We start from the raw sequence: 23,872 nt of genomic DNA, 5'->3' as shown, positions 1-23,872 counted from the left end.
GAAAGGCAGTCCATTATGGCTCGCGAATATAAAATCGAAGACTACCGCAATTTCGGTATCATGGCGCATATCGACGCCGGCAAGACCACGACCACCGAGCGTATTCTTTACTACACCGGCAAGTCGCACAAGATCGGCGAAGTGCACGACGGCGCAGCCACCATGGACTGGATGGAGCAGGAGCAGGAGCGTGGCATCACGATCACTTCCGCTGCTACGACCACCTTCTGGAAGGGCCGCGACGGCAAGACCCGCCGCTTCAACATCATCGACACCCCCGGCCACGTCGACTTCACCATCGAAGTCGAGCGCTCGCTGCGCGTTCTCGACGGTGCCATCGCTCTGCTCGACGCCAATGCCGGCGTTGAGCCACAGACGGAAACCGTATGGCGTCAGGCTGAGAAGTATCATGTTCCGCGCATGATCTTCTGCAACAAGATGGACAAGACCGGCGCTGACTTCTATCGCTCGGTCGAGATGATCAAGACCCGCCTCGGCGCGACGGCTGTTGTCATGCAGCTGCCGATCGGTGCTGAAACCGAATTCAAGGGCGTCGTCGACCTGATCGAGATGAATGCTCTCATCTGGCGCGACGAATCGCTCGGCGCTCAGTGGGACGTCGTCGAAATCCCGGAAGACATGAAGGCCAAGGCTGCTGAATACCGCGAAAAGCTGATCGAGACCGTTGTCGAGATCGACGAAGCCGCGACAGAAGCCTACCTCGAAGGCAATCTGCCTGACAACGATCAGATCCGCGCGCTCGTCCGTCGCGGCACGATCGACGTCAAGTTCCATCCGATGTTCTGTGGCACCGCCTTCAAGAACAAGGGTGTTCAGCCGTTGCTCGACGCCGTTGTCGATTACCTGCCGTCGCCGCTCGACATTCCGGCGATCAAGGGCATCGACTTCAAGACGGAAGCCGAAATCGAACGTCACGCCGACGACAGCGAGCCGTTGTCCATGCTGGCATTCAAGATCATGAACGACCCCTTCGTCGGTTCGCTCACCTTCGCCCGCATCTACTCCGGCAAGCTCGAAAAAGGCGCATCGGTCATCAACACGGTCAAGGACAAGCGCGAGCGCGTCGGCCGTATGCTGCAGATGCACTCGAACTCGCGTGAAGACATCGAAGAAGCCTTTGCTGGCGACATCGTTGCTCTGGCCGGCCTCAAGGAAACCACGACTGGCGATACGCTCTGCGATCCGCTGAAGCCGGTTATCCTTGAACGCATGGAATTCCCCGAGCCGGTCATCCAGATCGCGATCGAACCGAAGACCAAGGGCGACCAGGAAAAGATGGGCCTCGCGCTCAACCGTCTGGCTGCTGAAGATCCGTCCTTCCGCGTGAAGACGGACCAGGAATCGGGTCAGACCATCATCGCCGGCATGGGTGAACTTCACCTCGACATCATCGTCGACCGCATGCGTCGTGAATTCAAGGTTGAAGCGACTGTCGGTGCGCCGCAGGTTGCTTACCGCGAAACCATCACACGCCAGACGGAAAAGGACTACACCCACAAGAAGCAGTCGGGTGGTACCGGTCAGTTCGCTCGCGTCAAGATCGTGTTCGAACCGAACCCGGACGGCGACGATTTCAAGTTCGAGTCCAAGATCGTCGGCGGTTCTGTTCCGAAGGAATACATCCCGGGTGTTCAGAAGGGTATCGAAAGCGTCCTGTCTTCTGGTCCGCTGGCTGGCTTCCCGATGCTCGGTGTCAAGGCGACGCTCATCGACGGCGCCTTCCACGATGTTGACTCGTCGGTTCTGGCCTTCGAAATCGCTTCCCGCGCTTGCTTCCGTGAAGCAGCCCGCGAAGCTGGTGCCCAGCTCCTCGAGCCGATGATGAAGGTCGAAGTCGTGACGCCGGAAGATTACGTCGGCGACGTCATCGGCGACCTGAACTCGCGTCGTGGCCAGATCCAGGGCCAGGAAAGCCGCGGTATCGCTGTTGTCATCAACGCGAATGTCCCGCTGGCGAACATGTTCAAGTACGTCGATAACCTGCGCTCGATGTCTCAGGGCCGTGCACAGTACACGATGACCTTCGATCATTACGCGCCGGTTCCGTCGAACGTCGCACAGGAAATCCAGGCAAAGTATTCCGGTCAGAAGTGACCGGAATACCAATTGACCGATAACAAGAATTGATCCCTCAGGGGACAGGAAAACGGAGAGCCGAAAATGGCAAAGAGTAAGTTTGAGCGCAATAAGCCGCACGTTAACATCGGTACGATCGGTCACGTTGACCACGGCAAGACGTCCTTGACGGCAGCGATCACGAAGTACTTCGGCGAGTTCAAGGCGTACGACCAGATCGACGCGGCTCCGGAAGAGAAGGCTCGTGGTATCACGATCTCGACGGCCCACGTTGAATACGAGACGCCGAACCGTCACTATGCGCACGTTGACTGCCCCGGCCACGCCGACTACGTCAAGAACATGATCACGGGTGCCGCTCAGATGGACGGCGCGATCCTGGTTTGCTCTGCCGCCGACGGCCCGATGCCGCAGACGCGCGAGCACATCCTGCTCGCTCGCCAGGTTGGCGTTCCGGCGATCGTCGTGTTCCTGAACAAGGTCGACCAGGTTGACGACGCCGAGCTTCTCGAGCTCGTCGAGCTTGAAGTTCGCGAACTTCTGTCGTCCTACGACTTCCCGGGCGACGATATCCCGGTCGTCAAGGGTTCGGCGCTTGCAGCCCTTGAAGATTCGGACAAGAAGATCGGCGAAGATGCGATCCGCGAGCTGATGGCTCAGGTTGACGCCTACATCCCGACGCCTGAGCGTCCGATCGACCAGCCGTTCCTGATGCCGATCGAAGACGTGTTCTCGATCTCCGGCCGTGGTACGGTTGTGACGGGCCGCGTCGAGCGCGGTATCGTCAAGGTTGGTGAAGAAGTCGAGATCGTCGGCATCCGTCCGACGTCGAAGACGACGGTGACCGGCGTTGAAATGTTCCGCAAGCTGCTCGACCAGGGCCAGGCCGGCGACAACATCGGCGCGCTGGTTCGCGGTGTTAACCGTGACGGCGTCGAGCGTGGTCAGATCCTGTGCAAGCCGGGTTCGGTGAAGCCGCACAAGAAGTTCATGGCTGAAGCCTACATCCTGACGAAGGAAGAAGGCGGCCGTCATACGCCGTTCTTCACGAACTACCGTCCGCAGTTCTACTTCCGTACGACTGACGTGACGGGCATCGTGACGCTTCCGGAAGGCACGGAAATGGTTATGCCTGGCGACAACGTCACGGTTGCCGTTGAGCTGATCGTTCCGATCGCGATGGAAGAAAAGCTTCGCTTCGCAATCCGCGAAGGCGGCCGTACCGTCGGCGCTGGCATCGTTGCATCCATCGTCGAGTAATTCGAAGACGGCCACTCCATCCGAGTGGCCGATTCGATGACAATATTATGATGCAAGCGGCACTAGCCGCTTGCTTATGACATAGAAATGTTGCAAATGGCGCGCGAGCGCGATTTGCGCGCTGCTTCGGATGACGAAGTGGCCAATGAAATTAACAATAAGGTGGGCCGAAAGGCCTAAAGAGTGGATAGGGATGCCGTAGCCGGCGTCCCTCTCGATCTTTGAAACCGGTGGTCCGCCTTAGGAAACAGAACAAACCGTGCCTTTTCGAAAGGCACGCGAGATAACAAACACAAGGATAACGTCGAATGAACGGCCAAAATATCCGCATTCGCCTGAAGGCGTTCGATCACCGGATTCTCGATGCTTCCACGCGCGAGATCGTGTCGACGGCGAAGCGCACCGGTGCAAGCGTCCGGGGCCCCGTTCCGCTTCCGACTCGTATCGAGAAGTTTACGGTAAACCGGTCCCCGCACATCGACAAGAAGAGCCGCGAGCAGTTCGAGATGCGCACGCATAAGCGCCTCCTCGACATCGTTGACCCGACCCCGCAGACGGTAGACGCGCTGATGAAGCTCGATCTCGCCGCCGGTGTCGATGTTGAGATCAAGCTCTGAGACCTCCGGTCCTCGAGCTGAGTGAGAAGGATTGAACCGATGCGTTCAGGTGTGATTGCACAGAAGGTGGGAATGACCCGCGTCTATAACGACGCCGGCGAGCATGTCCCGGTTACCGTATTGCGTTTGGATGGCTGCCAGGTCGTAGCCCAGCGCACAGTTGAAAAGAATGGCTACACTGCAGTTCAGCTCGGTGCCGGCCAGGCTAAGGTTAAGAACACGACGAAGGCTCTTCGCGGCCATTTCGCCGTTGCAAGCGTAGAGCCGAAGGCCAAGCTCGCAGAATTCCGTGTCACGGAAGACAATCTGCTTGAAGTCGGCACCGAGCTCAACGCAGGTCACTTCACGGCGGGTCAGCTCGTCGACGTGACCGGCACGACGATCGGTAAGGGCTTTGCCGGCGCCATCAAGCGTCACGGCTTCGGCGGTCTGCGCGCCACGCACGGTGTGTCGGTTTCGCACCGCTCGCACGGTTCGACCGGTTCGCGCCAGGACCCGGGCAAGGTGTTCAAGAACAAGAAGATGGCTGGTCACATGGGCCAGACGCGCGTTACGACGCAGAACCTTGAAGTGGTATCGACCGACGAAGATCGTGGTCTGATCCTGGTCAAGGGTGCGGTTCCCGGCTCCAAGGGTGCCTGGATCATCGTGCGCGACGCCGTCAAGTCGGCAGCGAAGTAAGGGAGCCAAACCAATGGAATTCAACGTCAAGACCCTCGAGGGCAAAGACGCCGGGAAGGTTTCCCTTTCTGATGCGATTTTCGGCCTCGAGCCGCGTGAAGACATTCTCGCTCGCGTCGTTCGCTGGCAGCTTGCCAAGAAGCAGCAGGGCACGCATCAGGCAAAGGGCCGCGCGGACGTAGCGCGCACCGGCGCCAAGATGTACAAGCAGAAGGGTACGGGCCGCGCTCGTCACCATTCGGCTCGCGCTCCGCAGTTCCGCGGCGGTGGTAAGGCTCACGGCCCGGTCGCCCGCAGCCACGAGCATGATCTGCCGAAGAAGGTTCGCGCCCTCGGCCTGCGTCACGCTCTCTCGGCCAAGTTCAGGGCTGAAGACGTGATTGTTATCGACAATCTCGTCGCTACCGAAGCCAAGACCAAGGCACTCGCTGGCGCTTTCGAGACGCTCGGCCTGACGAACGCTCTGTTCATCGGCGGTGCTGAACTCGACAGCAACTTCAAGCTCGCAGCCCAGAACATCCCGAATATCGATGTTCTGCCGGTTCAGGGCATCAACGTTTACGACATCCTGCGCCGCGGCAAGCTCGTGCTGTCCAAGGCTGCAGTTGAAGCTCTAGAGGAGCGATTCAAGTGACGGATCTTCGCCATTACGATGTGATCGTTTCTCCTGCGATCACCGAAAAGTCCACGCTGCTTTCGGACAATAACCAGGTTGTTTTCAACGTTGCTAAGACCGCGACGAAGCCGGAAATCAAGGCTGCCGTCGAAGCGCTCTTCGGCGTCAAGGTTACGGCCGTTAATACTCTGCTGCGCCTCGGCAAGACCAAGCGGTTCAAGGGTCTCGTCGGCAAGCAGAAGGACGTGAAGAAGGCTGTTGTGACGCTCGCCGAAGGCCAGTCGATCGACGTCTCCACCGGTCTCTGAGGAATAAGAAAATGGCATTGAAAACATTCAATCCGACGACCCCGAGCCAGCGTCAGCTGGTCATTGTCGATCGCTCCTCGCTCTACAAGGGCAAGCCGGTCAAGTCGCTGACCGAAGGTCTCACCTCCAAGGGTGGCCGTAACAACACTGGCCGTATCACCGTCCGTTTCCAGGGCGGTGGTCACAAGCGCAGCTATCGTCTGGTCGACTTCAAGCGTCGCAAGTTCGACGTCGAGGCAACCGTCGAGCGTATCGAATACGATCCGAACCGTACCGCTTACATCGCTCTGGTGAAGTACACGGACGGCGAACTGGCCTACATCATCGCTCCGCAGCGTCTTGCTTCGGGCGACAAGGTCATCGCTTCGGAAAAGGCAGTGGACGTGAAGCCGGGCAACACCATGCCGCTTCAGTTCATCCCGGTCGGCTCCATCATCCACAATGTGGAAATGAAGCCGGGCAAGGGTGGCCAGATCGCTCGCTCCGCCGGTTCCTATGCTCAGCTCGTCGGTCGTGACCAGGGCATGGCGATCCTTCGCCTGAACTCGGGCGAACAGCGCCTCGTGCACGGCACCTGCCTCGCAACGATCGGTGCGGTTTCGAACCCGGATCACGGCAACATCAACGACGGTAAGGCCGGTCGTTCGCGTTGGCGTGGCAAGAAGCCGCATAACCGCGGCGTTGTCATGAACCCGGTCGACCATCCGCACGGCGGTGGTGAAGGCCGCACCTCCGGTGGTCGCCATCCGGTGACCCCATGGGGCAAGCCGACCAAGGGCAAGCGTACGCGGTCGAACAAGTCGACCGACAAGATGATTATGCGCTCGCGCCATCAGCGCAAGAAGTAAGAGAGGAAGTCTCAAGTGGCTCGTTCAGTATGGAAAGGTCCGTTTGTTGACGGCTATCTTCTCAAGAAGGCTGAGAAGGTGCGTGAAGGCGGACGTAACGAAGTAATCAAGATGTGGAGCCGTCGCTCCACCATCATGCCGCAGTTCGTTGGTCTCACCTTCGGTGTCTACAACGGCAGCAAGCACATTCCGGTCAGCGTCAATGAAGACATGGTCGGACACAAGTTCGGCGAGTTCGCCCCGACCCGTACCTATTATGGTCACGGTGCGGACAAGAAGGCGAAGAGGAAGTAACAATGGGCAAGGCAAAAACCGAACGCCGGCTGAAGGACAATGAAGCGCAGGCAGTTGCGCGCACGCTCCGTGTCAGCCCGCAGAAGCTCAACCTGGTCGCGGCTTCGATCCGCGGCAAGAAGGTTGATCGCGCGCTCGCAGAGCTGGAATTCTCGCGCAAGCGCATCGCAGGAGCCGTCAAGAAGACGCTCGAATCTGCGATCGCCAATGCAGAGAACAACCACGATCTCGACGTTGACTCGCTGGTCGTAGCGGAAGCTTACGTCGGCAAGTCGATCGTCATGAAGCGTTTTCACGCTCGTGGCCGTGGCCGCGCATCTCGCATCGAGCGTCCGTTCGCACACCTGACGATCGTCGTTCGTGAAGTGGAAGCTCAAGAGGAGGCCGCATAATGGGTCAGAAAATCAATCCAATCGGCTTTCGTCTTGGCATCAACCGCACTTGGGATAGCCGCTGGTTTGCGGACAATGCCGAGTACGGCCAGCTCCTCCACGAAGACCTGAAGATGCGCAAGTTCGTTATGAACGAATTGAAGCAGGCTGGTATCTCCAAGGTGGTCATCGAGCGTCCGCACAAGAAGTGCCGCGTCACGATCCACTCGGCTCGTCCGGGCCTGATCATCGGCAAGAAGGGCGCTGACATCGACAAGCTCCGCAAGAAGCTGTCGGACATGACGAATTCCGAAACGCACCTCAACATCGTTGAAGTTCGCAAGCCGGAAATCGACGCGACGCTGGTTGCCCAGTCGATCGCTCAGCAGCTGGAACGCCGTGTTGCTTTCCGTCGCGCCATGAAGCGCGCCGTTCAGTCCGCGATGCGTCTTGGCGCCGAAGGCATCAAGATCACCTGCGCCGGCCGTCTCGGCGGTGCTGAAATCGCTCGTACGGAATGGTACCGCGAAGGTCGCGTGCCGCTGCACACGCTGCGCGCCGACATCGACTACGGTACGGCTGAAGCAGAAACCGCTTTCGGTATCTGCGGCATCAAGGTCTGGATCTTCAAGGGCGAAATCCTTGAGCACGATCCGATGGCCTCCGAACGCCGCGCGCTCGAAGGCGACGCCCAGGGTCCGGCTAGCCGCGATCGCGATAGAGACCGTCGCCGCGACAACGCTTGATAGCGTACGTGGCAGATAAGTTCGGAGAATAAGAAAATGTTGCAGCCAAAGCGTACGAAGTACCGCAAGCAATTCAAGGGCCGCATCAAGGGCGTTGCCAAGGGTGGTTCTGATCTGGCGTTCGGCGAATTCGGCCTGAAGTCGCAAGAGCCCAACCGCGTCAACGCTCGCGAGATCGAAGCGGCTCGCCGCGCGATCACGCGCTATATGAAGCGCGCCGGCCGTGTATGGATCCGCGTGTTCCCGGATGTTCCGGTAACCGCAAAGCCGACCGAAGTCCGTATGGGTAAAGGTAAGGGCTCTGTCGAATACTGGGCATGCAAGGTCAAGCCCGGTCGTATGATGTTCGAGATCGACGGTGTGAGCGAAGAAATCGCTCGTGAGGCTCTGCGCCTCGGCGCTGCCAAGCTCTCGGTCAAGACGCGCTTCGTTCAGCGCATTGCAGAGTAAGGAAGAAGCTCATGAAAGCCGCAGATGTTCGCGCCCTGAGCGCCGACCAACTCAAGGACGAGCTTGCCAAGCTGAAGAAGGAGCAGTTCAACCTGCGCTTTCAGAAGGCGACCGGCCAGCTCGAGAAGTCCTCGCGCATCAACGAAGTCCGCAAGGACATCGCTCGCGTAAAAACCATTGCCCGCCAGAAGGCGGCAGAAGCAAAGGCCTAAAGGAAAAATAACATGCCGAAGCGCATTCTGCAGGGCGTCGTGGTCAGCGACAAGAACGAGAAGACGGTAGTTGTCCGCGTTGAGCGTCGTTTCGCTCACCCGCTGCTCCAGAAGACCGTTCGTCGTTCCAAGAAGTACAAGGCTCACGACGAAAACAATCAGTACAAGACCGGCGACGTCGTTTCCATCGAGGAATGCGCGCCGATCTCCAAGGACAAGACCTGGACGGTCATTTCCGCCCAGTCCAAGTAACAGAATTTCGCTCAGGCCCTTGCGCTTGGGCGAAATATCTGTATGAAGCACGAGCTTGGAAGCAGGACGCTCGAGAACGGGCGTTCTTTTGCTTTATTGATGGCCGGCAGAGACGATCCTTGTGGTCGCGAAGCCAGGCATAATCAGACAAGACACTAGTCCATAAGCCGGGGTAGGGGGTCTATCGGCCCAACCATTCCGGTAACAACAAGAAGGCGACCTGACATGATTCAGATGCAAACAAACCTCGACGTGGCGGATAATTCCGGCGCACGTCGTGTCATGTGCATCAAGGTGCTGGGCGGCTCGAAGCGCAAGTATGCCTCGATCGGCGACGTTATCGTCGTTTCGATCAAGGAAGCTATTCCGCGCGGCCGTGTGAAGAAGGGTGACGTGATGAAGGCGGTCGTCGTTCGTACCGCCAAGGACATCCGTCGTCCGGATGGCAGCGTCATCCGCTTCGATACCAACGCAGCAGTCCTCATCGACAACAAGAAAGAGCCGATCGGCACCCGCATCTTCGGACCGGTTCCGCGCGAACTTCGCGCCAAGAACCACATGAAGATCATCTCGCTGGCTCCAGAAGTACTGTAAGGAGCGGAGCGATGCAGAAGATCCGTAAAGGCGACAAGGTTGTCGTATTGACCGGTAAGGACAAGGGCCGTACCGGCGAAGTCATTCAAGTGCTGCCGAAGGAAGACCGTGCGGTCGTTCGTGGCGTCAACATCATCAAGCGCCATCAGCGCCAGACGCAGAACCAGGAAGCCGGCATCATCAGCAAGGAAGCCTCGCTTCACCTGTCCAACCTGGCAATCGTCGACAAGGACGGCAAGCCGACCCGCGTCGGTTTCAAGGTTGTAGATGGCAAGAAGGTCCGCGTGGCGAAGACCTCGGGAGAAGTGATCGATGGCTGAGGTAAAGTACGAGCCGCGGCTCAAGAAAGAATACGTTGCTCGCATCCGTGCAGCCATGCAGGAGAAGTTCTCCTACGCTAACGAGATGCAGATCCCGAAGCTGGACAAGATCGTGATCAACATGGGTGTTGGCGAAGCGACGGCTGATTCGAAGAAGCCGACCGTTGCTGCTGCCGACCTGGCGGCCATCGCTGGCCAGAAGCCGGTCATCACCCGCGCACGCAACTCCATCGCTGGCTTCAAGGTCCGCGAAAATATGCCGATCGGCGCGAAGGTCACCCTGCGCGGCGCCCGCATGTATGAGTTCCTGGATCGTCTGGTCAACATCGCGCTTCCGCGCGTTCGCGACTTCCGCGGCCTGAACCCGAAGAGCTTTGACGGTCGTGGCAATTTTGCCATGGGCATCAAGGAGCACATTGTGTTCCCTGAGATCAACTACGACAAGGTTGATCAGATGTGGGGCATGGACATCATCGTTTGCACGACGGCGACGACCGACGACGAAGCACGGGCTCTTCTGACAGAGTTCAACTTCCCGTTCCGTCAATAACCGTAACGACGAGCGTAGAAAAGGAACCCTGATATGGCGAAGACAAGCGCAGTTGAAAAGAACAAGCGCCGCCGCAATACGGTTGCCAACCAGGCCGCGAAGCGGGCTGCTCTCAAGGCAATCATCATGAACCAGTCTCTCTCGATCGAAGACCGGTTCAAGGCCACTCTGAAGCTGGCATCGCTGCCGCGCGATGGATCGAAGACCCGTATTCGCAATCGTTGCGAAGTGTCTGGCCGTCCGCGCGCCTACTACCGCAAACTGCGCATGTCGCGTATCGCGCTGCGTGAACTCGGCAATCTCGGCAAGGTGCCGGGCATCGTCAAGTCCAGCTGGTAAGGAGCAGATTAGATGTCTATGACTGATCCTTTGGGCGATATGCTCACCCGCATCCGCAATGGCGCTTCGCGCCGCAAGTCGTCGGTTTCGACGCCTGCGTCCAAGCTCCGTGCACGCGTTCTCGATGTACTCCAGGCTGAAGGCTACATCCGTGGCTACTCCGTCGTCGATTTCGGCAACGGCAAGTCTGAGCTCAACATCGAACTCAAGTACTACGAAGGCGCATCGGTGATCCGTGAGATCGGCCGTGTGTCTAAGCCGGGCCGCCGGGTTTATGTCTCGGTCAAGTCCATTCCGCAGGTCGCGAACGGCCTCGGCATCACGATCCTTTCGACTCCGAAGGGTGTGATGGCCGATCACCAGGCTCGCGAACAGAATGTTGGTGGTGAGGTTCTCTGCTCGGTCTTCTAAGATCGAACAGACATCTCCTTCGAAACAGACAGGTTTGAAAAATGTCTCGTATCGGTAAGAAGCCCGTTCAGGTACCTGCAGGGATCACGGCCACGGTTGATGGCCAAAAAGTGACCGCCAAGGGCCCCAAGGGCGAACTGTTTTTCGTCGCTAACGACGAAATCGGTCTCAAGCTGGAAAACAATGCAATCGTCGTGACGCCGCTCAACGACTCCAAGGATGCTCGCGCAAAGTGGGGCATGTCCCGCACGATGATCGAGAACATCCTCAAGGGTGTTAAGGACGGCTACGAGCGCAAGCTCGAAATCAACGGCGTCGGCTACCGTGCCTCCATGCAGGGCAAGAACCTGCAGCTCGCGCTCGGCTTCAGCCACGACGTGGTTTATGAGCCGCCGCAGGGTATCTCGATCGCTGTGCCGAAGCCGACGGAAATCGTCGTCACCGGCATCAACAAGCAGCAGGTCGGCCAGGTTGCCGCTGAAATCCGCGAATACCGCGGCCCCGAGCCCTACAAGGGCAAGGGTGTTAAGTATGCCGAAGAGCGGATCATCCGCAAAGAAGGCAAGAAGAAGTAAGGATCACGCGAAATGGCTAGCAGGAAAGAAGCACTTGCGCGTCGCGCCAACCGCGTGCGCCGCCAAATCAAGTCGGTGGCCAATGGCCGTCCGCGCCTGTCGGTTCATCGCTCGTCGAAGAACATCTACGCCCAGGTCATCGATGACGTGGCTGGCAAGACCCTCGCGGCTGCCTCCACCCTCGACAAGGATCTGCGCGGTTCTCTGAAGACCGGTGCCGATACCGCAGCCGCAGCCCTCGTTGGCAAGCTCGTTGCAGAGCGCGCCTCCAAGGCCGGCGTGAAGGAAGTCGTGTTCGATCGCGGCGCTTTCATCTACCACGGCCGTATCAAGGCTTTGGCTGAAGCAGCCCGCGAAGGCGGCCTGACCTTCTAATCAGATTTCCGGCCGGCGATCCCAAGGATGCCGGCCGGATATTCACCGGACCGCAGGTTTCCCGCAAGGGAAGGCATGCGGTCTTCGTTTTGTTTGCCGATTGCACCCGGAAAAGAAAAAGGAAGAGGACAATGGCACAGGAAAAGAGGGCTCCGCGGGAAGACCGTCAGAGCCGTGAAGAGCGCGATAGCGAATTCGTCGACAAGCTGGTCGCGATTAACCGCGTCGCCAAGGTTGTTAAGGGTGGCCGTCGCTTCGGCTTCGCCGCTCTCGTCGTCGTCGGCGACCAGAAGGGCCGCGTAGGCTTCGGTCATGGCAAGGCACGTGAAGTGCCGGAAGCTATCCGCAAGGCAACCGAAAGCGCGAAGCGCGACATGATCTTCGTACCGCTGCGCGACGGCCGTACGCTGCATCACGACGTTCATGGCCGTCATGGCGCCGGCAAGGTTCTGCTGCGCTCGGCCAAGGTCGGTACCGGTATCATCGCCGGCGGCCCGATGCGCGCCGTTTTCGAAACGCTCGGCGTTCACGACGTCGTTGCCAAGTCGACCGGTTCGTCGAACCCGTACAACATGGTTCGCGCCACGTTCGACGCCCTGAAGCACCAGGTTCACCCGAAGGACATCGCAGCTCAGCGCGGCATCAAGTATGCCACCCTGCAGGCTCGCCGCGCCGCTTCGGGCAACGCCTCTGAAGAATAAGGGAGTTTGACCTATGGCCAAGACGACCAAGAAGGCTGAAGCTAAGGCGACCGTTACGGTCGAGCAGATTGGCAGCCCGATCCGCCGTCCGGATGTTCAGCAGAAGACGCTGATCGGTCTCGGACTGAACAAGATGCACCGTCGCCGCACGCTGGAAGATACTCCGGCTGTTCGTGGCATGATCCGTGCTGTCCAGCATCTCGTTCGCGTTGTCGACGAGAAGTGAGCCGGAGGTAATTCGCTATGAAACTGAATGAAATCAAGGATAACGAAGGCTCGACCCACAGCCGCAAGCGCCTCGGCCGCGGCATCGGCTCCGGCTCCGGTAAGACCGGTGGCCGTGGTGTGAAGGGTCAGAAGTCCCGCTCGGGCGTTGCGATCAACGGCTTCGAAGGCGGTCAGATGCCCATCTACCGTCGTCTGCCGAAGCGCGGCTTCAACAACATCTTCGCATCCGACTACGTCGTCGTATCGCTGGCACGCATCCAGGCTGCCGTCGATGCCGGCAAGCTCGATGCCAAGAACACCGTTGATGCAGCGGCTCTCAAGGCTGCCGGCGTTATTCGCCGCGTCAAGGACGGCGTTCGTGTTCTCTCGGACGGCGAACTGAAGGCGAAGCTTGCTCTTGAAGTTGCAGGCGCTTCCAAGTCTGCAGTCGAGAAGATCGAAAAGGCTGGCGGCTCCATTAAGCTGCTCGCTGCCGCCGCAGAATAATATTATCAATAATCGCCCGAAGTGACTTCACTTCGGGCGATTTTGCTCCCATATGTGAGCCTCACGAATCTGATCGATGCGGCAAGTGTCTTTCCGATCGATAACGGGAACCAAGGGTGAGGCGCCCGATTGCTGCGCAATCCGTCCGAAGCCCGGCTTTTGAACAATTTACAGACCGATTCCGGACTCGGCCGACTATGCCGGAATTGGTGATGCGGAGATTTGCATGGCTTCTGCAGCGGAACAATTGGCGTCCAACCTCAATTTTTCGACCTTTGCCAAAGCCGAGGATCTCAAGAAGCGCCTGTGGTTTACGCTCGGCGCTCTCCTCGTCTACCGGCTCGGCACCCATATTCCGCTTCCTGGCCTCAATCCTGCCGCTTATGCCCAGGCTTTCCAGAATCAGTCGGGCGGCATTCTCGGCCTCTTCAACATGTTCTCGGGCGGCGCTGTGCAGCGCATGGCGATCTTCGCGCTCGGCATCATGCCCTACATTTCCGCCTCGATCATCGTTCAGCTGATGACGTCGGTCGTCCCGTCGCTCGAAAACCTGAAGAAGGAAGGCGAGCAGGGCCGTAAGATCATCAACCAGTACACCCGCTACGGCACGGTGCTGCTCGGCGCATTGCAGGCCTATGGCATTGCGATCGGTCTAGAGCACGGCAACGGCGTCGTCGTTGATCCCGGCTGGTTCTTCCGCATCTCCACCGTCATCACGCTGCTCGGCGGCACAATGTTCCTGATGTGGCTTGGTGAGCAGGTGACGTCGCGCGGTATCGGCAACGGCATCTCGCTGATCATTTTCGCGGGTATCGCTGCAGGTCTTCCGACTGCGCTTGCCGGTACGCTCGAACTCGGCCGCACCGGCGCGCTTTCCACGCCGCTCATTCTCGCCGTGCTGATCGTCGCTATTCTGGTCATCGCACTCATCGTCTTCGTCGAGCGTGCGCAGCGTCGCCTTCTGATCCAGTATCCGAAGCGCCAGGTCGGCACGCGCATGTTCCAGGGCGATACGTCGCACCTGCCGCTGAAGCTCAACACTTCGGGCGTCATCCCGGCGATCTTCGCGTCGTCGCTGCTGCTGCTGCCGGCAACCGTTGCAGGCCTCGGCAACAACACCGCGCTCCCGACCTGGGTGACTTCGATCGTTGCGGCACTCGGCCACGGCCAGCCGGTCTATATGGTGCTTTACGGCGCTCTGATTGCCTTCTTCGCTTTCTTCTACACGGCTCTCGTCTTCAATCCGAAGGACACGGCTGACAATCTGAAGAAGCACGGCGGCTTCATTCCGGGCATCCGTCCGGGTGAGCGCACCGCCGAATATATCGATTACGTGCTGACCCGCATCACGGTCATCGGCGCGATCTATCTTGTCTTCGTCTGCATCCTGCCCGAAATTCTCGTATCCCAGACCGGTATTCCCTTGTCTCTGGGTGGCACTTCGCTTCTGATCGTGGTTAGCGTAACGCTGGATACGGTGGCGCAGATTCAGGGTCACCTGATCGCACAGCAATATGAAGGCCTGATCAAGAAATCGAAGTTGCGTGGAGGAAAGAGGGGGCGATGAGACTCATACTTTTAGGGCCGCCGGGAGCAGGTAAGGGGACCCAGGCCCAGCGCATCGTGGAAAAGCACGGCATTCCGCAGCTTTCCACAGGCGATATGTTGCGCGCGGCCGTTCAGGCCGGCACGGAAGTCGGCAAGCGCGCCAAGGCTGTCATGGACGCCGGCAAGCTTGTTTCGGATGAGATCGTGAATGCGATCGTTTCCGAGCGCATCGATCAACCGGATTGCGTCAGGGGCTTTATCCTCGACGGCTTTCCGCGCACCTTGGTGCAGGCCGATGCCACCGAAAAAATGCTCAATGCGAAGGGCCTCGAACTCTCCGTTGTGATCGAGTTGAAGGTCGATGATGCCGAACTGATTCGGCGCGTCTCCGGCCGCTATTCCTGCTCGAACTGCGGCAGCGTCTATCACGACACTGACAAGGTTCCTGCAAATGCCGGTGTCTGCGACAAATGCGGCTCGACTCATTTCAAGCGCCGCCCTGACGATAATGCTGAAACCATGGCGACTCGCCTCCAAGTCTACTACAAGGAGACGTCGCCGCTGATCGGTTACTACTATGCTAAGGGTAAGTTGCAGAGCATCGATGGCATGGCCGATATCGAGCATGTGACCGAAAGCATAGAGGCTATCCTGGCTAAGCTCTAGATAGCCTAAAATAAACTTGCCGGAGCGGTTGCTTTTTCGCGCTGATTCCGCTAAACACCGCGCCAACTCGCGACATGCTATGCGATCGGCGCGGATTTCCAACGGGAAGTCCGAGCACGGTCGTTTTGACATGTGGCGGACACACATCGAACAAGCAGCTCCCGGGCTGCATAACAAGACCCTTTGCCAAGGCAAAAGGAATGCAAGGAGAACAGGCGTGGCTCGTATCGCTGGCGTCAACATCCCGACTGCAAAGCGCGTAGTTATTGCGCTTCGTTACATTCACGGGATTGGACCGAAGTTTGCACAGGAAATCTGCGAGAAGGTTGGTATTCCGGCCGAGCGTCGCGTCAACCAGTTGACGGATGCTGAAGTTCTGCAGATCCGCGAAACCATCGACCGTGACTATCAGGTCGAAGGTGATCTGCGTCGCGAAACCGCGATGAACATCAAGCGTCTTATGGACCTGGGTTCCTACCGTGGTCTGCGTCATCGCCGCGGCCTGCCGGTTCGTGGCCAGCGCACGCACACCAATGCCCGCACCCGCAAGGGCCCGGCAAAGGCGATCGCTGGTAAGAAGAAGTAATTTCCGGGCAACCGGATTTGGGAGGCTGGCGGTCCGCCGGCCTCTTTTGAGTTTGAAGCGGTGCTCCATGGGTGCCGCTTCGGTGTAGCCGCTGGCATTACGGCGGTGCAGAGATCCAAGAAAGGACTAACATGGCCAAGGAAGCCGTACGCGTTCGTCGTCGCGAGCGTAAAAATATCACGTCGGGCGTCGCACACGTCAACTCGACCTTCAACAACACGATGATCACCATCACCGACGCACAGGGCAACGCTATTGCCTGGTCGTCCGCTGGTGCCAAGGGCTTCAAGGGTTCGCGCAAGTCGACCCCGTTCGCTGCCCAGATCGCTGCCGAAGACTGCGCCAAGAAGGCTCAGGAACACGGCATGAAGTCGCTGGAAGTTGAAGTTTGCGGTCCGGGCTCCGGTCGTGAATCCGCTCTGCGCGCCCTCCAGGCTGCTGGTTTCATGATCACGTCGATCCGCGACGTGACCCCGATCCCGCACAATGGTTGCCGCCCGCGCAAGAAGCGTCGCGTCTGATCATCGCCACTCACGACACCGGCCGGGGTAGATGCGCCCGGCTTGGTGTTACTCAAGCTCGGTTGCCACGATTGGATGGTGGCAACGAACGGAAGGCAAAAACATGATTCAGAAAAACTGGCAGGAACTGATCAAGCCCAACAAGGTCGAGTTCACCTCGAGCGGCCGCACCAAGGCAACGCTCGTGGCCGAACCGCTGGAGCGTGGCTTCGGTCTCACCCTCGGCAACGCGCTGCGTCGCGTTCTGCTGTCCTCTCTGCGCGGCGCCGCTGTAACGGCCGTGCAGATTGACGGCGTGCTGCATGAGTTCTCCTCTATCCCGGGCGTTCGGGAAGACGTGACGGACATCGTGCTGAACATCAAGGAAATCGCCATCAAGATGGACGGCGATGATGCCAAGCGCATGGTCGTCCGCAAGCAGGGCCCAGGCGTAGTAACGGCTGGCGACATCCAGACGGTCGGCGATATCGAAATCCTCAACCCTGAGCATGTCATCTGCACGCTCGACGAGGGTGCCGAAATCCGCATGGAATTCACCGTCAATAACGGCAAGGGCTATGTGCCCGCCGAGCGTAATCGTGCGGAAGATGCTCCGATCGGCCTCATCCCGGTCGACAGCCTCTATTCGCCGGTCAAGAAGGTGTCCTACAAGGTTGAAAATACCCGCGAAGGACAGGTTCTCGACTACGACAAGCTGAGCATGTCGATCGAAACCGATGGTTCGATCAGCGGTGAAGATGCCGTCGCGTTCGCGGCTCGCATCCTTCAGGATCAGCTTGGCGTGTTCGTCAACTTCGACGAGCCGCAGAAGGAAACCGAAGAGGAAGCAGTTACCGAACTCGCTTTCAATCCGGCGCTCCTCAAGAAGGTGGACGAACTCGAACTGTCCGTTCGTTCGGCAAACTGCCTGAAGAACGACAACATCGTCTACATCGGCGACCTCATTCAGAAGACCGAAGCAGAAATGCTCCGCACGCCGAATTTTGGTCGCAAGTCGCTGAACGAAATCAAGGAAGTTCTCGCTTCCATGGGCCTGCACCTCGGCATGGAAGTGCCGGCATGGCCGCCCGAGAACATCGAAGATCTCGCCAAGCGTTACGAAGACCAATACTAACCAACAAACTGCAGGCGAACGATGCCTGCAAGTGAAGGAGAATAGCCATGCGCCACGGTAAAGCCGGCCGCAAGCTGAATAGAACCGCTAGCCACCGCAAGGCGATGTTCGCCAACATGGCGGCTTCGCTCATCACCCATGAGCAGATCGTCACCACGCTCCCGAAGGCGAAGGAAATTCGTCCGATCGTCGAGAAGCTGGTAACCCTCGGCAAGCGCGGCGACCTGCACGCTCGTCGTCAGGCCATCTCGCAGATCCGCGACGCAGCTGTCGTTTCGAAGCTGTTCGACGCGATCGCAACCCGCTACGCCACCCGCAACGGCGGCTACCTGCGTATCATGAAGGCCGGCTTCCGCCAGGGCGACAATGCCGCTCTCGCAGTCGTCGAGTTCGTGGATCGTGACGTCAATGCCAAGGGCGCAGCCGACAAGGCTCGCGTTGCTGCTGAAGAAGAAGCCGCAGCCGCTTAAGGCTAAGCTTCGGATTAAATATAAAAGGCCGGATGAGCGATCATCCGGCCTTTTGTCGTTTGTGCTATGGGAGCGGCCTTTCAATCCCTCTGAATGCTTTGGAGTATCGTAAGCAGCCTTGCTGAGTCGCAGGCGACTCGGGTGCATCAGGGCAGGGAGCGTTGTGGGACATGCAGCGAAAATTGAAGCGTGGGAGACTGCTTCTGGTCGTGGCGCTGCTGGTCACCATCGCCAGCGGTCTTGCGTTGCGGCGCTATGGTTATGCGATCAATCTGCCCTTCGTGGTCGTCAAATATGGCGGCTCGCTCCTATGGGGAGCGATGGTCTATTGGCTCCTGGCGGCAATCTTCGTGTCGCCAGTGCGTTTTGGGATTGCCGCGGCAGCATTGCTCATCGCGGTCGCCGTAGAGTTTTTCCGGCTTTGGCACACGCCTGATCTCGATGCTTTTCGATTGACTGCCGCCGGAGCCCTGTTGCTGGGCAGGGTATTCTCGCCGTGGAATATCGTCGCCTATGCCGCCGGCATTGCGCTGGCGCTGGCGGTCGATTGCGCGCTGTCGAAACCCAAACCGGTGTGAAAAGCCAAAACCGCTAGGGCGCGAGCTCATTCAGCCGCCGCAGCCAGCCTGCGCGCGGGTTCGCTACGATGAAGATGAACGGCAAGCGTGTCCCAGGGCGGTGTAATGGAGAGCTGCGCTAGAAGTCGACCGATCTCGCCTCTGTGGTAGCCTCCATGCGTGACGACATGAAGGAGCATCTCCTGGCGCGTCATGCAGCCTCTGTCGCCATCCGTGAAGACGAATGGTACGGGAGCTGACAGAAGCTCCGGGTCGACGGTTTCGAGATATTGCAGATACCATTGATCCGAGGCTGTCAGCGCCGCGCCGAGATCGGGCAGGGAGGGAGTTTCCGGCGTGTTGTCGTCCGCGTAGCCATGCTCTCTTCCTGTGAGATGCGCCGCAAATATGCGGCCGATGACCAGCGAGTGATTCATCAGGCGTAGGGCGAGATGGCCTTCCTTGTTGTGATGGGCGGGATCGAGGCCACCGATAGCGTCGAGCAATTCCCCGTTCGCCCAGGCCTGATAGCGGAACAGAGTCTGCAGCAATGATATCTCGCTCATGATGAAACACCCTTTCGCCCGTCGATGAAATGCGAGTAGTCTGCTCACATTTTCATGGAATGGGTGCCGCATGTCTACTCGCATTAAAAAACCGCGCTCGCCGATGCGAAAAGAGCCGAGCCAGGCGCGTTCGCGGGCAACGGTCGATGCAATCGTCGAATCGGGTGCTCGCGTTTTAGGGGAACGCGGATGGAGCGGCTTTACGACGAATACCGTCGCGGCCGTCGCTGGCATCAGCATTGGTTCGCTCTATCAGTATTTCCCCGACAAGCTTTCCTTGGTCGAGGCCGTCAGGCGTCGGCATTTCGATGAGGTGCTTGCGGTCATGCACAAGACGATGGCCGATGCGCTGCCGTTGCCGCAGCGCGCGGAGGCGCTCGTGCAAGGCATGATCGACGCTCACAATGTGAACCCGGAGCTTCACAGAGTGCTGCTGGATGAGGCGCCGGGCCACGACGGTTCGAGGTTGGCGCACGATGCCTTCCTGGCCGAATATCACGCTCACTACAAAGCTTTCGTCGTCACGCATCGCAATGACCGTGACGGTTCCTCCGACGACGTTCTCGCGCAACTGCTATCCGGTGCCGTTGAGGGAGTGATCCACAGTGCGGCTCGAAAGCATGTGCTGGGCTCGCCGGAACTAAAGCGGGAGCTCGTCAGAATGATCTGTTCCTATCTGAGCAACGCCGATCGATGAAAGACGGGTCGAGTGGCTGGGCCGATCTCCACCCAGCGATCTCGACCTCTTTACTGTCTTGATCATCGTTGAGCGCATAGCTGCATTTCTCATCTACGATAGCGCTTTTGATGATAATAATTTTAATCCTAATTAGTTTAGTGCTAATAGGTTCTCATGAACTCGTCAAACGCCCTGCAACGCATATTCACCGCCAATCTGCTGACCACCGGCCGCCAATGGCGCCGGGCTGTCGATCTTGCGCTGAGCTCCCATGGCATATCCGAGGCGGTGGCCGCGCCGCTGCTTTGGATCGGCCGCCTGGGGGGAGGAGTGCGGCAGGTGGTGCTCGCCACCTGTGTCGGCATCGAGGGCCCGTCTCTGGTTCGGCTGATCGATCAGCTCGAAGGCATGGAACTTGTCATCCGCAAGGATGATCCCACGGATCGGCGCGCGAAGGGCCTGTGGCTGACGCCTGAGGGCGAAAAGCTGGCTTCCCGTATGGAAGACGTACTTGATGAGCTGCGTGGCAAGATCCTTGCCAATGTCGACCCTGCGGATATCGAAGCCGCGGTTCGCGTCCTGAAGGCTTTCGAGGAGTTTGAGGCATCCAAGGCCGTCGAACCGGAGCCGGAGAAGGTCTCATGAGCGTTCCATCCTGGCGTGAGTGGTTATTTTCCGTCAAAGCCTTCATTGCTGCGATCATGGCGCTGTTCATCGCCTTGTCGCTCGATCTGCCGCGTCCCTATTGGGCGATGGCCGCTGTCTATGTGGTTGCCAATCCTCTTGCCGGCGCAACCAGTTCCAAGGGACTTTACCGCGCGCTCGGCACGCTTATCGGTGCTACCGCGTCGGTCATTCTCATCCCACTCTTCGTCAATGCGCCTGAACTGCTTTCGATCGTGGTAGCGCTCTGGACCGGCACTTTGCTGTTCATCTCGATGCTCGATCGCACCTCTCGCAGCTATGTCTTCATGCTGGCCGGCTATACCTTGCCGCTGATCGCGCTGCCGACCGTCGGCTCGCCCGAAACCATTTTCGATGTGGCGCTCGCCCGCTCCGAGGAGATTATTATCGGCATCGTCTGCGCTAGCGTGGTAAGCGCCGTCGTCTTTCCGAGCAGCGTCGGCACCGTGCTCGGTCAGCGCATAGGTTCCTGGCTGGATGACGCAGGCACCTGGGCGGATGAGATCCTGCGCGGCGAGGGCGCTTCGCCCGCAACTCCCCTGAAGCGGCAGAAGCTTGCCGCCGACGTTTCCGGCCTGGATCTCGTCATCAGCCAGTTGCGCTATGATGCCGGCAGCCGTGACATCGTGAGACATTCGCGCGAGCTGCGCGGCCGCCTGCTGATGCTGCTGCCGCTCTTTTCCTCCCTTGCCGACCGCCTGCACGCCTTGAAGGCCGGTGGCAAGCCGTTACCGCAGGAATTGGTCGGTGTTTTGAACGAGGTGGCCGACTGGCTGAGGCAGGGTGGTCGTGGCAAGGCCGATGAGACCTTGTCGCGGAAGATCGAGGAGTTGCAGGAGGACGACCTCGATATCGGTTGGGACGATCTCGTCCGGTCGAGCGCGCTTGCTCGCCTCAAGGAAATTGTCGACTTGTGGCAGGATTGCCTGACGCTGCGCGCTGAGATCGTCTCGGGGCAGCAGGTCGGCACCTGGCGCCCCGCCTTCCGCTACCGCAATGTCGTCGGTCGCAGCAGGCATTATGATTACGCCCTACTTGCCTTCTCTGCCGGTAGCGTCATCGCCGGGATTGCCGTCGCCTGCTTCTTCTGGATCTATTCCGGCTGGGCGGATGGTGCCGGCTTCATCGCCATGGTGGCCGTTGCCTGCTCGTTTTTCGCCGCGCTCGATCGTCCCGCCCCCTTCATCACCACCATGTTCGTTTGGACTGCGGTGAGCCTGGTTATCGCCTGCGTCTATATCTTCATGGTGCTGCCGTCGATTTCCGGTTTCGAGATGCTGGTGCTGGTCTTTGCACCGCCCTTCCTGGTGATGGGGCTGCTGATTACGCGCCCGCAAACCAACATGCTCGGCATGCTGCTGGCGGTGAACGGTGCAAGTTTCATCGCACTGCAGGATCGTTACACCGCCGATTTCGCCAGCTTCACCAACAGTGCGATCGCCGCTCTGGCCGGTGTTGGCTTCGCCTTGGTCTGGACCTTGCTTACCCGTCCCTTCGGTTCTGAGCTTGCCGCCTGGCGTTTGGTTCGAGCCGGCTGGAGAGATCTGGCCGAAACTGCTGCCGGTATCCGCCGCGCCGATCATGAACGGCTCTCCGGCCGCATCCTCGACCGCCTGGGTCAGCTCGTGCCCCGCCTTGCAGGCATTGAGGACCGAGAGTTGAAGAAGGTCGATGGCTATGCCGATGTCCGTCTCGGCTTCAACGTGCTGATGCTGCAGAAGGAGCGCGGCCAGCTGAAACCGGCTGCCGCTGCATCCGTCAGCGAAGTGCTCATCGGTGTGTCGGATTTCTATCGTTCGCGGCTGAAGGCAAAACGGGCTGTAGATCCGGCCGATGACCTGCGCGCCTCGATCGACCATAGCCTAGAAGCCGTTGCGCAGGAAAAGCGAGAATCCGCTCGGGCGAGCCTCGATGCACTGGTCGGCCTTCGCCGGGCGCTCTTCCCGCATTCCGAACCGCCGGCGAGCTGGCGACCGCCCGTAGCGGACATAACCCCACCACATCCCATTGCCGCCGAGTAATATCATGCCCGCAGAATTCGATCTTTATGGCGTCTATATCCCGCGCCTTCTCGTTCTCATGCTCTTGACCTTGTTCATCGTCATCATCCTTCGACGCCTGCTTGCATGGATCGGAGTCTACACTCTGGTCTGGCATCGCGGTCTTTTCGATCTCGCGCTTTATGTCCTGCTGCTCGGCGCCGTCTCCTCAGTCTCCCGTTGGTACTTCACATGAACGCGTTAAAACTCATCGGCCGTGTGGCTGTCACTCTCATCTTCGTCGTTGCCGCCGTCTATGTCGGCCGCCAGCTCTGGGGCCATTACATGGACGAGCCGTGGACGCGCGATGCGCGCCTCAGGGCCGATGTCGTCGGCATCGCGCCTGACGTCTCCGGCCTGGTGAGCGAGGTCCTCGTCAAGGACAACCAGACCGTCAAGAAGGGCGATGTCCTCTTCCGCGTCGATCGCGATCGCTTCGCCATCGCTCTCGAACAGGCGGATGCAGCCCTTGCAAGCAGCAAGGCGGCTCTCGATCAGGCCCAGCGTGAAAGCGCGCGGCAGGCGCGTCTCGGCGATGCCGCCTCCCTGCAGCAGAAGGAGCAGGCGCTGACCACCGTGCAGCAGGACGAAGCCGCCGTTCGTCAGGCGACTGCCAATCGCGAACTCGCCCAGCTCAATCTCGATCGCTCCGAGGTTCGCGCCACCGTCAACGGCACGATCTCGAACCTCAGCCTGCGTCCGGGCGATTATGTCTCTGCGGGCACTGCGAAGGTGGCGCTCATAGACAGCGATTCCCTTCGTGTCGAGGGCTATTTCGAGGAAACCAAGCTGCCGCGCATCCATGTCGGCGACGAAGTCCATATCCATCTGATGGGCCAGGCCGAGAAGCTGACCGGCCACGTCGACAGCATCGCCTACGGCATCGAGGACCGCGAACGCACCTCCGGCAGCCTGCTTGCCAACATCACCCCGACCTTCAGCTGGGTGCGGCTGGCGCAGCGCGTGCCGGTGCGCATCGCGCTCGACAAGGTTCCCGATGGCACGAAGCTGATCGCCGGCCTGACGGCAACCGTCGAGGTGCAGGAACAGAGCCAGGCAAAGATCGCCAGCGCCGCCGAATAACCATCACTGGAACAGGCAGTGCGGCCGT

Annotated in this window: 36 protein-coding genes; 35 read left to right on the top strand and 1 reads right to left on the bottom strand. The window is 59.2% G+C overall.

Annotation, left to right across the window (positions count from 1 at the left end; all coding sequences use genetic code 11):
• The first annotated feature begins 15 nt into the window (after positions 1–15).
• The 30 genes from fusA (at position 16) to FHT73_RS05335 (ending at position 18,814) form a co-directional block, all read left to right on the top strand.
• Complete coding sequence (gene fusA / locus FHT73_RS05480) at positions 16–2,115, top strand: elongation factor G (RefSeq protein WP_112337467.1); 2,100 nt, start codon at positions 16–18, stop codon at positions 2,113–2,115.
• A 66-nt stretch (positions 2,116–2,181) separates the two neighbouring features.
• The gene (gene tuf, locus FHT73_RS05475; protein WP_015339584.1) at positions 2,182–3,357 is read left to right on the top strand and encodes an elongation factor Tu; all 1,176 of its coding nucleotides are present in this window, start codon (positions 2,182–2,184) and stop codon (positions 3,355–3,357) included.
• Between the two features lie 308 nt (positions 3,358–3,665).
• Positions 3,666–3,974, top strand: a complete 309-nt coding sequence (gene rpsJ / locus FHT73_RS05470; protein WP_003547547.1) for a 30S ribosomal protein S10 — start codon at positions 3,666–3,668, stop codon at positions 3,972–3,974.
• 39 nt (positions 3,975–4,013) lie between these two features.
• Positions 4,014–4,655, top strand: coding sequence for a 50S ribosomal protein L3 (gene rplC / locus FHT73_RS05465; RefSeq protein WP_015339598.1), 642 nt, complete (start codon positions 4,014–4,016; stop codon positions 4,653–4,655).
• 13 nt (positions 4,656–4,668) lie between these two features.
• Positions 4,669–5,289, top strand: a complete 621-nt coding sequence (gene rplD / locus FHT73_RS05460) for a 50S ribosomal protein L4 (protein WP_112399793.1) — start codon at positions 4,669–4,671, stop codon at positions 5,287–5,289.
• On the top strand, positions 5,286–5,579 hold the full coding sequence (locus FHT73_RS05455) for a 50S ribosomal protein L23 (protein ID WP_015339600.1): 294 nt from the start codon (positions 5,286–5,288) through the stop codon (positions 5,577–5,579). Before rplD ends, FHT73_RS05455 begins: the two co-directional genes overlap by 4 nt.
• An 11-nt stretch (positions 5,580–5,590) precedes the next feature.
• Entirely contained in the window at positions 5,591–6,427 is an 837-nt protein-coding gene (gene rplB / locus FHT73_RS05450) for a 50S ribosomal protein L2 (RefSeq protein WP_015339601.1), read from the top strand.
• Between the two features lie 15 nt (positions 6,428–6,442).
• Entirely contained in the window at positions 6,443–6,721 is a 279-nt protein-coding gene (rpsS, locus tag FHT73_RS05445; RefSeq protein WP_037199970.1) for a 30S ribosomal protein S19, read from the top strand.
• Positions 6,722–6,723: 2 nt separating this feature from the next.
• Positions 6,724–7,113 carry a 50S ribosomal protein L22 gene (rplV, locus tag FHT73_RS05440; protein WP_015339603.1) on the top strand — a complete coding sequence of 130 codons (390 nt, stop codon included), beginning with the start codon at positions 6,724–6,726 and terminating at the stop codon, positions 7,111–7,113.
• Positions 7,113–7,838 (top strand): 30S ribosomal protein S3, encoded by a 726-nt coding sequence (gene rpsC / locus FHT73_RS05435; protein WP_004118393.1) that lies wholly within the window; start codon positions 7,113–7,115, stop codon positions 7,836–7,838. The genes rplV and rpsC overlap by 1 nt, the downstream gene beginning before the upstream one ends.
• A gap of 36 nt (positions 7,839–7,874) precedes the next feature.
• Positions 7,875–8,288: a 50S ribosomal protein L16 gene (rplP, locus tag FHT73_RS05430; protein ID WP_004118395.1), complete on the top strand. Its 414-nt coding sequence runs from the start codon at positions 7,875–7,877 to the stop codon at positions 8,286–8,288.
• 11 nt (positions 8,289–8,299) lie between these two features.
• The gene (rpmC, locus tag FHT73_RS05425) at positions 8,300–8,500 is read left to right on the top strand and encodes a 50S ribosomal protein L29 (RefSeq protein ID WP_007690763.1); all 201 of its coding nucleotides are present in this window, start codon (positions 8,300–8,302) and stop codon (positions 8,498–8,500) included.
• Between the two features lie 12 nt (positions 8,501–8,512).
• Entirely contained in the window at positions 8,513–8,752 is a 240-nt protein-coding gene (rpsQ, locus tag FHT73_RS05420; protein WP_015339604.1) for a 30S ribosomal protein S17, read from the top strand.
• A gap of 225 nt (positions 8,753–8,977) precedes the next feature.
• Positions 8,978–9,346, top strand: coding sequence for a 50S ribosomal protein L14 (rplN, locus tag FHT73_RS05415; protein WP_003573790.1), 369 nt, complete (start codon positions 8,978–8,980; stop codon positions 9,344–9,346).
• 11 nt (positions 9,347–9,357) lie between these two features.
• Entirely contained in the window at positions 9,358–9,666 is a 309-nt protein-coding gene (gene rplX / locus FHT73_RS05410; RefSeq protein ID WP_183710274.1) for a 50S ribosomal protein L24, read from the top strand.
• Complete coding sequence (gene rplE / locus FHT73_RS05405) at positions 9,659–10,216, top strand: 50S ribosomal protein L5 (RefSeq protein WP_015339606.1); 558 nt, start codon at positions 9,659–9,661, stop codon at positions 10,214–10,216. The genes rplX and rplE overlap by 8 nt, the downstream gene beginning before the upstream one ends.
• 33 nt (positions 10,217–10,249) lie before the next feature.
• The gene (gene rpsN, locus FHT73_RS05400; RefSeq protein ID WP_004118406.1) at positions 10,250–10,555 is read left to right on the top strand and encodes a 30S ribosomal protein S14; all 306 of its coding nucleotides are present in this window, start codon (positions 10,250–10,252) and stop codon (positions 10,553–10,555) included.
• Between the two features lie 12 nt (positions 10,556–10,567).
• The gene (rpsH, locus tag FHT73_RS05395; RefSeq protein ID WP_015339607.1) at positions 10,568–10,966 is read left to right on the top strand and encodes a 30S ribosomal protein S8; all 399 of its coding nucleotides are present in this window, start codon (positions 10,568–10,570) and stop codon (positions 10,964–10,966) included.
• 41 nt (positions 10,967–11,007) lie between these two features.
• Positions 11,008–11,541 (top strand): 50S ribosomal protein L6, encoded by a 534-nt coding sequence (gene rplF, locus FHT73_RS05390; protein ID WP_015339608.1) that lies wholly within the window; start codon positions 11,008–11,010, stop codon positions 11,539–11,541.
• Between the two features lie 12 nt (positions 11,542–11,553).
• Positions 11,554–11,916 (top strand): 50S ribosomal protein L18, encoded by a 363-nt coding sequence (gene rplR, locus FHT73_RS05385; protein WP_004118412.1) that lies wholly within the window; start codon positions 11,554–11,556, stop codon positions 11,914–11,916.
• 131 nt (positions 11,917–12,047) lie between these two features.
• Positions 12,048–12,617 carry a 30S ribosomal protein S5 gene (gene rpsE / locus FHT73_RS05380; RefSeq protein ID WP_004118414.1) on the top strand — a complete coding sequence of 190 codons (570 nt, stop codon included), beginning with the start codon at positions 12,048–12,050 and terminating at the stop codon, positions 12,615–12,617.
• 13 nt (positions 12,618–12,630) lie between these two features.
• Positions 12,631–12,843, top strand: a complete 213-nt coding sequence (gene rpmD / locus FHT73_RS05375) for a 50S ribosomal protein L30 (RefSeq protein WP_007690786.1) — start codon at positions 12,631–12,633, stop codon at positions 12,841–12,843.
• A 17-nt stretch (positions 12,844–12,860) separates the two neighbouring features.
• Positions 12,861–13,331: a 50S ribosomal protein L15 gene (gene rplO, locus FHT73_RS05370; protein ID WP_183710272.1), complete on the top strand. Its 471-nt coding sequence runs from the start codon at positions 12,861–12,863 to the stop codon at positions 13,329–13,331.
• Between the two features lie 226 nt (positions 13,332–13,557).
• Positions 13,558–14,898 carry a preprotein translocase subunit SecY gene (secY, locus tag FHT73_RS05365; RefSeq protein ID WP_015339610.1) on the top strand — a complete coding sequence of 447 codons (1,341 nt, stop codon included), beginning with the start codon at positions 13,558–13,560 and terminating at the stop codon, positions 14,896–14,898.
• Entirely contained in the window at positions 14,895–15,545 is a 651-nt protein-coding gene (locus tag FHT73_RS05360) for an adenylate kinase (protein ID WP_112337465.1), read from the top strand. The genes secY and FHT73_RS05360 overlap by 4 nt, the downstream gene beginning before the upstream one ends.
• 217 nt (positions 15,546–15,762) lie before the next feature.
• Positions 15,763–16,131 carry a 30S ribosomal protein S13 gene (rpsM, locus tag FHT73_RS05355; protein ID WP_004118424.1) on the top strand — a complete coding sequence of 123 codons (369 nt, stop codon included), beginning with the start codon at positions 15,763–15,765 and terminating at the stop codon, positions 16,129–16,131.
• 131 nt (positions 16,132–16,262) lie between these two features.
• Positions 16,263–16,652, top strand: a complete 390-nt coding sequence (rpsK, locus tag FHT73_RS05350; protein WP_004118426.1) for a 30S ribosomal protein S11 — start codon at positions 16,263–16,265, stop codon at positions 16,650–16,652.
• 103 nt (positions 16,653–16,755) lie between these two features.
• Positions 16,756–17,766 carry a DNA-directed RNA polymerase subunit alpha gene (locus FHT73_RS05345; protein ID WP_112337464.1) on the top strand — a complete coding sequence of 337 codons (1,011 nt, stop codon included), beginning with the start codon at positions 16,756–16,758 and terminating at the stop codon, positions 17,764–17,766.
• 47 nt (positions 17,767–17,813) lie between these two features.
• Positions 17,814–18,236: a 50S ribosomal protein L17 gene (gene rplQ / locus FHT73_RS05340; protein ID WP_015339614.1), complete on the top strand. Its 423-nt coding sequence runs from the start codon at positions 17,814–17,816 to the stop codon at positions 18,234–18,236.
• A 170-nt stretch (positions 18,237–18,406) separates the two neighbouring features.
• On the top strand, positions 18,407–18,814 hold the full coding sequence (locus FHT73_RS05335) for a DUF2809 domain-containing protein (RefSeq protein WP_183710271.1): 408 nt from the start codon (positions 18,407–18,409) through the stop codon (positions 18,812–18,814).
• Positions 18,815–18,840: 26 nt separating this feature from the next.
• On the opposite strand, the gene FHT73_RS05330 is transcribed toward FHT73_RS05335, so the two are convergent.
• Complete coding sequence (locus tag FHT73_RS05330) at positions 18,841–19,359, bottom strand: DinB family protein (RefSeq protein ID WP_183710269.1); 519 nt, start codon at positions 19,357–19,359, stop codon at positions 18,841–18,843.
• Between the two features lie 70 nt (positions 19,360–19,429).
• Between FHT73_RS05330 and FHT73_RS05325 the strand changes: the two genes are divergently transcribed.
• The 5 genes from FHT73_RS05325 to FHT73_RS05305 all read left to right on the top strand — a co-directional run bounded on the left by FHT73_RS05325 (position 19,430) and on the right by FHT73_RS05305 (position 23,844).
• Positions 19,430–20,056, top strand: coding sequence for a TetR/AcrR family transcriptional regulator (locus FHT73_RS05325; protein WP_183710267.1), 627 nt, complete (start codon positions 19,430–19,432; stop codon positions 20,054–20,056).
• 156 nt (positions 20,057–20,212) lie between these two features.
• Positions 20,213–20,683, top strand: coding sequence for a MarR family transcriptional regulator (locus tag FHT73_RS05320; protein WP_112399790.1), 471 nt, complete (start codon positions 20,213–20,215; stop codon positions 20,681–20,683).
• Positions 20,680–22,743, top strand: a complete 2,064-nt coding sequence (locus tag FHT73_RS05315) for an FUSC family protein (protein ID WP_183710265.1) — start codon at positions 20,680–20,682, stop codon at positions 22,741–22,743. The genes FHT73_RS05320 and FHT73_RS05315 overlap by 4 nt, the downstream gene beginning before the upstream one ends.
• Before the next feature lie 4 nt (positions 22,744–22,747).
• A complete protein-coding gene (locus FHT73_RS05310) occupies positions 22,748–22,957 on the top strand; it encodes a DUF1656 domain-containing protein (RefSeq protein WP_112610045.1) in 210 nt (69 codons plus the stop codon).
• On the top strand, positions 22,954–23,844 hold the full coding sequence (locus tag FHT73_RS05305) for an HlyD family secretion protein (RefSeq protein ID WP_183710263.1): 891 nt from the start codon (positions 22,954–22,956) through the stop codon (positions 23,842–23,844). The genes FHT73_RS05310 and FHT73_RS05305 overlap by 4 nt, the downstream gene beginning before the upstream one ends.
• Positions 23,845–23,872 lie beyond the last annotated feature (28 nt).

This window comes from Rhizobium sp. BK098 (genome assembly GCF_014193155.1).
Classification (GTDB): Bacteria; Pseudomonadota; Alphaproteobacteria; order Rhizobiales; family Rhizobiaceae; genus Rhizobium.
This window is presented reverse-complemented; position numbering and strand designations above follow the sequence as displayed.

Coding starts and splice junctions, on each gene's coding strand:
- fusA (WP_112337467.1), top strand. CDS start 16: ATGGCTCGCGAATATAAAATCGAAGACTACCGCAATTTCGGTATCATG.
- tuf (WP_015339584.1), top strand. CDS start 2,182: ATGGCAAAGAGTAAGTTTGAGCGCAATAAGCCGCACGTTAACATCGGT.
- rpsJ (WP_003547547.1), top strand. CDS start 3,666: ATGAACGGCCAAAATATCCGCATTCGCCTGAAGGCGTTCGATCACCGG.
- rplC (WP_015339598.1), top strand. CDS start 4,014: ATGCGTTCAGGTGTGATTGCACAGAAGGTGGGAATGACCCGCGTCTAT.
- rplD (WP_112399793.1), top strand. CDS start 4,669: ATGGAATTCAACGTCAAGACCCTCGAGGGCAAAGACGCCGGGAAGGTT.
- rplB (WP_015339601.1), top strand. CDS start 5,591: ATGGCATTGAAAACATTCAATCCGACGACCCCGAGCCAGCGTCAGCTG.
- rplV (WP_015339603.1), top strand. CDS start 6,724: ATGGGCAAGGCAAAAACCGAACGCCGGCTGAAGGACAATGAAGCGCAG.
- rpsC (WP_004118393.1), top strand. CDS start 7,113: ATGGGTCAGAAAATCAATCCAATCGGCTTTCGTCTTGGCATCAACCGC.
- rplP (WP_004118395.1), top strand. CDS start 7,875: ATGTTGCAGCCAAAGCGTACGAAGTACCGCAAGCAATTCAAGGGCCGC.
- rpmC (WP_007690763.1), top strand. CDS start 8,300: ATGAAAGCCGCAGATGTTCGCGCCCTGAGCGCCGACCAACTCAAGGAC.
- rpsQ (WP_015339604.1), top strand. CDS start 8,513: ATGCCGAAGCGCATTCTGCAGGGCGTCGTGGTCAGCGACAAGAACGAG.
- rplN (WP_003573790.1), top strand. CDS start 8,978: ATGATTCAGATGCAAACAAACCTCGACGTGGCGGATAATTCCGGCGCA.
- rplX (WP_183710274.1), top strand. CDS start 9,358: ATGCAGAAGATCCGTAAAGGCGACAAGGTTGTCGTATTGACCGGTAAG.
- rplE (WP_015339606.1), top strand. CDS start 9,659: ATGGCTGAGGTAAAGTACGAGCCGCGGCTCAAGAAAGAATACGTTGCT.
- rpsN (WP_004118406.1), top strand. CDS start 10,250: ATGGCGAAGACAAGCGCAGTTGAAAAGAACAAGCGCCGCCGCAATACG.
- rpsH (WP_015339607.1), top strand. CDS start 10,568: ATGTCTATGACTGATCCTTTGGGCGATATGCTCACCCGCATCCGCAAT.
- rplF (WP_015339608.1), top strand. CDS start 11,008: ATGTCTCGTATCGGTAAGAAGCCCGTTCAGGTACCTGCAGGGATCACG.
- rplR (WP_004118412.1), top strand. CDS start 11,554: ATGGCTAGCAGGAAAGAAGCACTTGCGCGTCGCGCCAACCGCGTGCGC.
- rpsE (WP_004118414.1), top strand. CDS start 12,048: ATGGCACAGGAAAAGAGGGCTCCGCGGGAAGACCGTCAGAGCCGTGAA.
- rpmD (WP_007690786.1), top strand. CDS start 12,631: ATGGCCAAGACGACCAAGAAGGCTGAAGCTAAGGCGACCGTTACGGTC.
- rplO (WP_183710272.1), top strand. CDS start 12,861: ATGAAACTGAATGAAATCAAGGATAACGAAGGCTCGACCCACAGCCGC.
- secY (WP_015339610.1), top strand. CDS start 13,558: ATGGCTTCTGCAGCGGAACAATTGGCGTCCAACCTCAATTTTTCGACC.
- FHT73_RS05360 (WP_112337465.1), top strand. CDS start 14,895: ATGAGACTCATACTTTTAGGGCCGCCGGGAGCAGGTAAGGGGACCCAG.
- rpsK (WP_004118426.1), top strand. CDS start 16,263: ATGGCCAAGGAAGCCGTACGCGTTCGTCGTCGCGAGCGTAAAAATATC.
- FHT73_RS05345 (WP_112337464.1), top strand. CDS start 16,756: ATGATTCAGAAAAACTGGCAGGAACTGATCAAGCCCAACAAGGTCGAG.
- rplQ (WP_015339614.1), top strand. CDS start 17,814: ATGCGCCACGGTAAAGCCGGCCGCAAGCTGAATAGAACCGCTAGCCAC.
- FHT73_RS05335 (WP_183710271.1), top strand. CDS start 18,407: ATGCAGCGAAAATTGAAGCGTGGGAGACTGCTTCTGGTCGTGGCGCTG.
- FHT73_RS05330 (WP_183710269.1), bottom strand. CDS start 19,359: ATGAGCGAGATATCATTGCTGCAGACTCTGTTCCGCTATCAGGCCTGG.
- FHT73_RS05325 (WP_183710267.1), top strand. CDS start 19,430: ATGTCTACTCGCATTAAAAAACCGCGCTCGCCGATGCGAAAAGAGCCG.
- FHT73_RS05320 (WP_112399790.1), top strand. CDS start 20,213: ATGAACTCGTCAAACGCCCTGCAACGCATATTCACCGCCAATCTGCTG.
- FHT73_RS05315 (WP_183710265.1), top strand. CDS start 20,680: ATGAGCGTTCCATCCTGGCGTGAGTGGTTATTTTCCGTCAAAGCCTTC.
- FHT73_RS05310 (WP_112610045.1), top strand. CDS start 22,748: ATGCCCGCAGAATTCGATCTTTATGGCGTCTATATCCCGCGCCTTCTC.
- FHT73_RS05305 (WP_183710263.1), top strand. CDS start 22,954: ATGAACGCGTTAAAACTCATCGGCCGTGTGGCTGTCACTCTCATCTTC.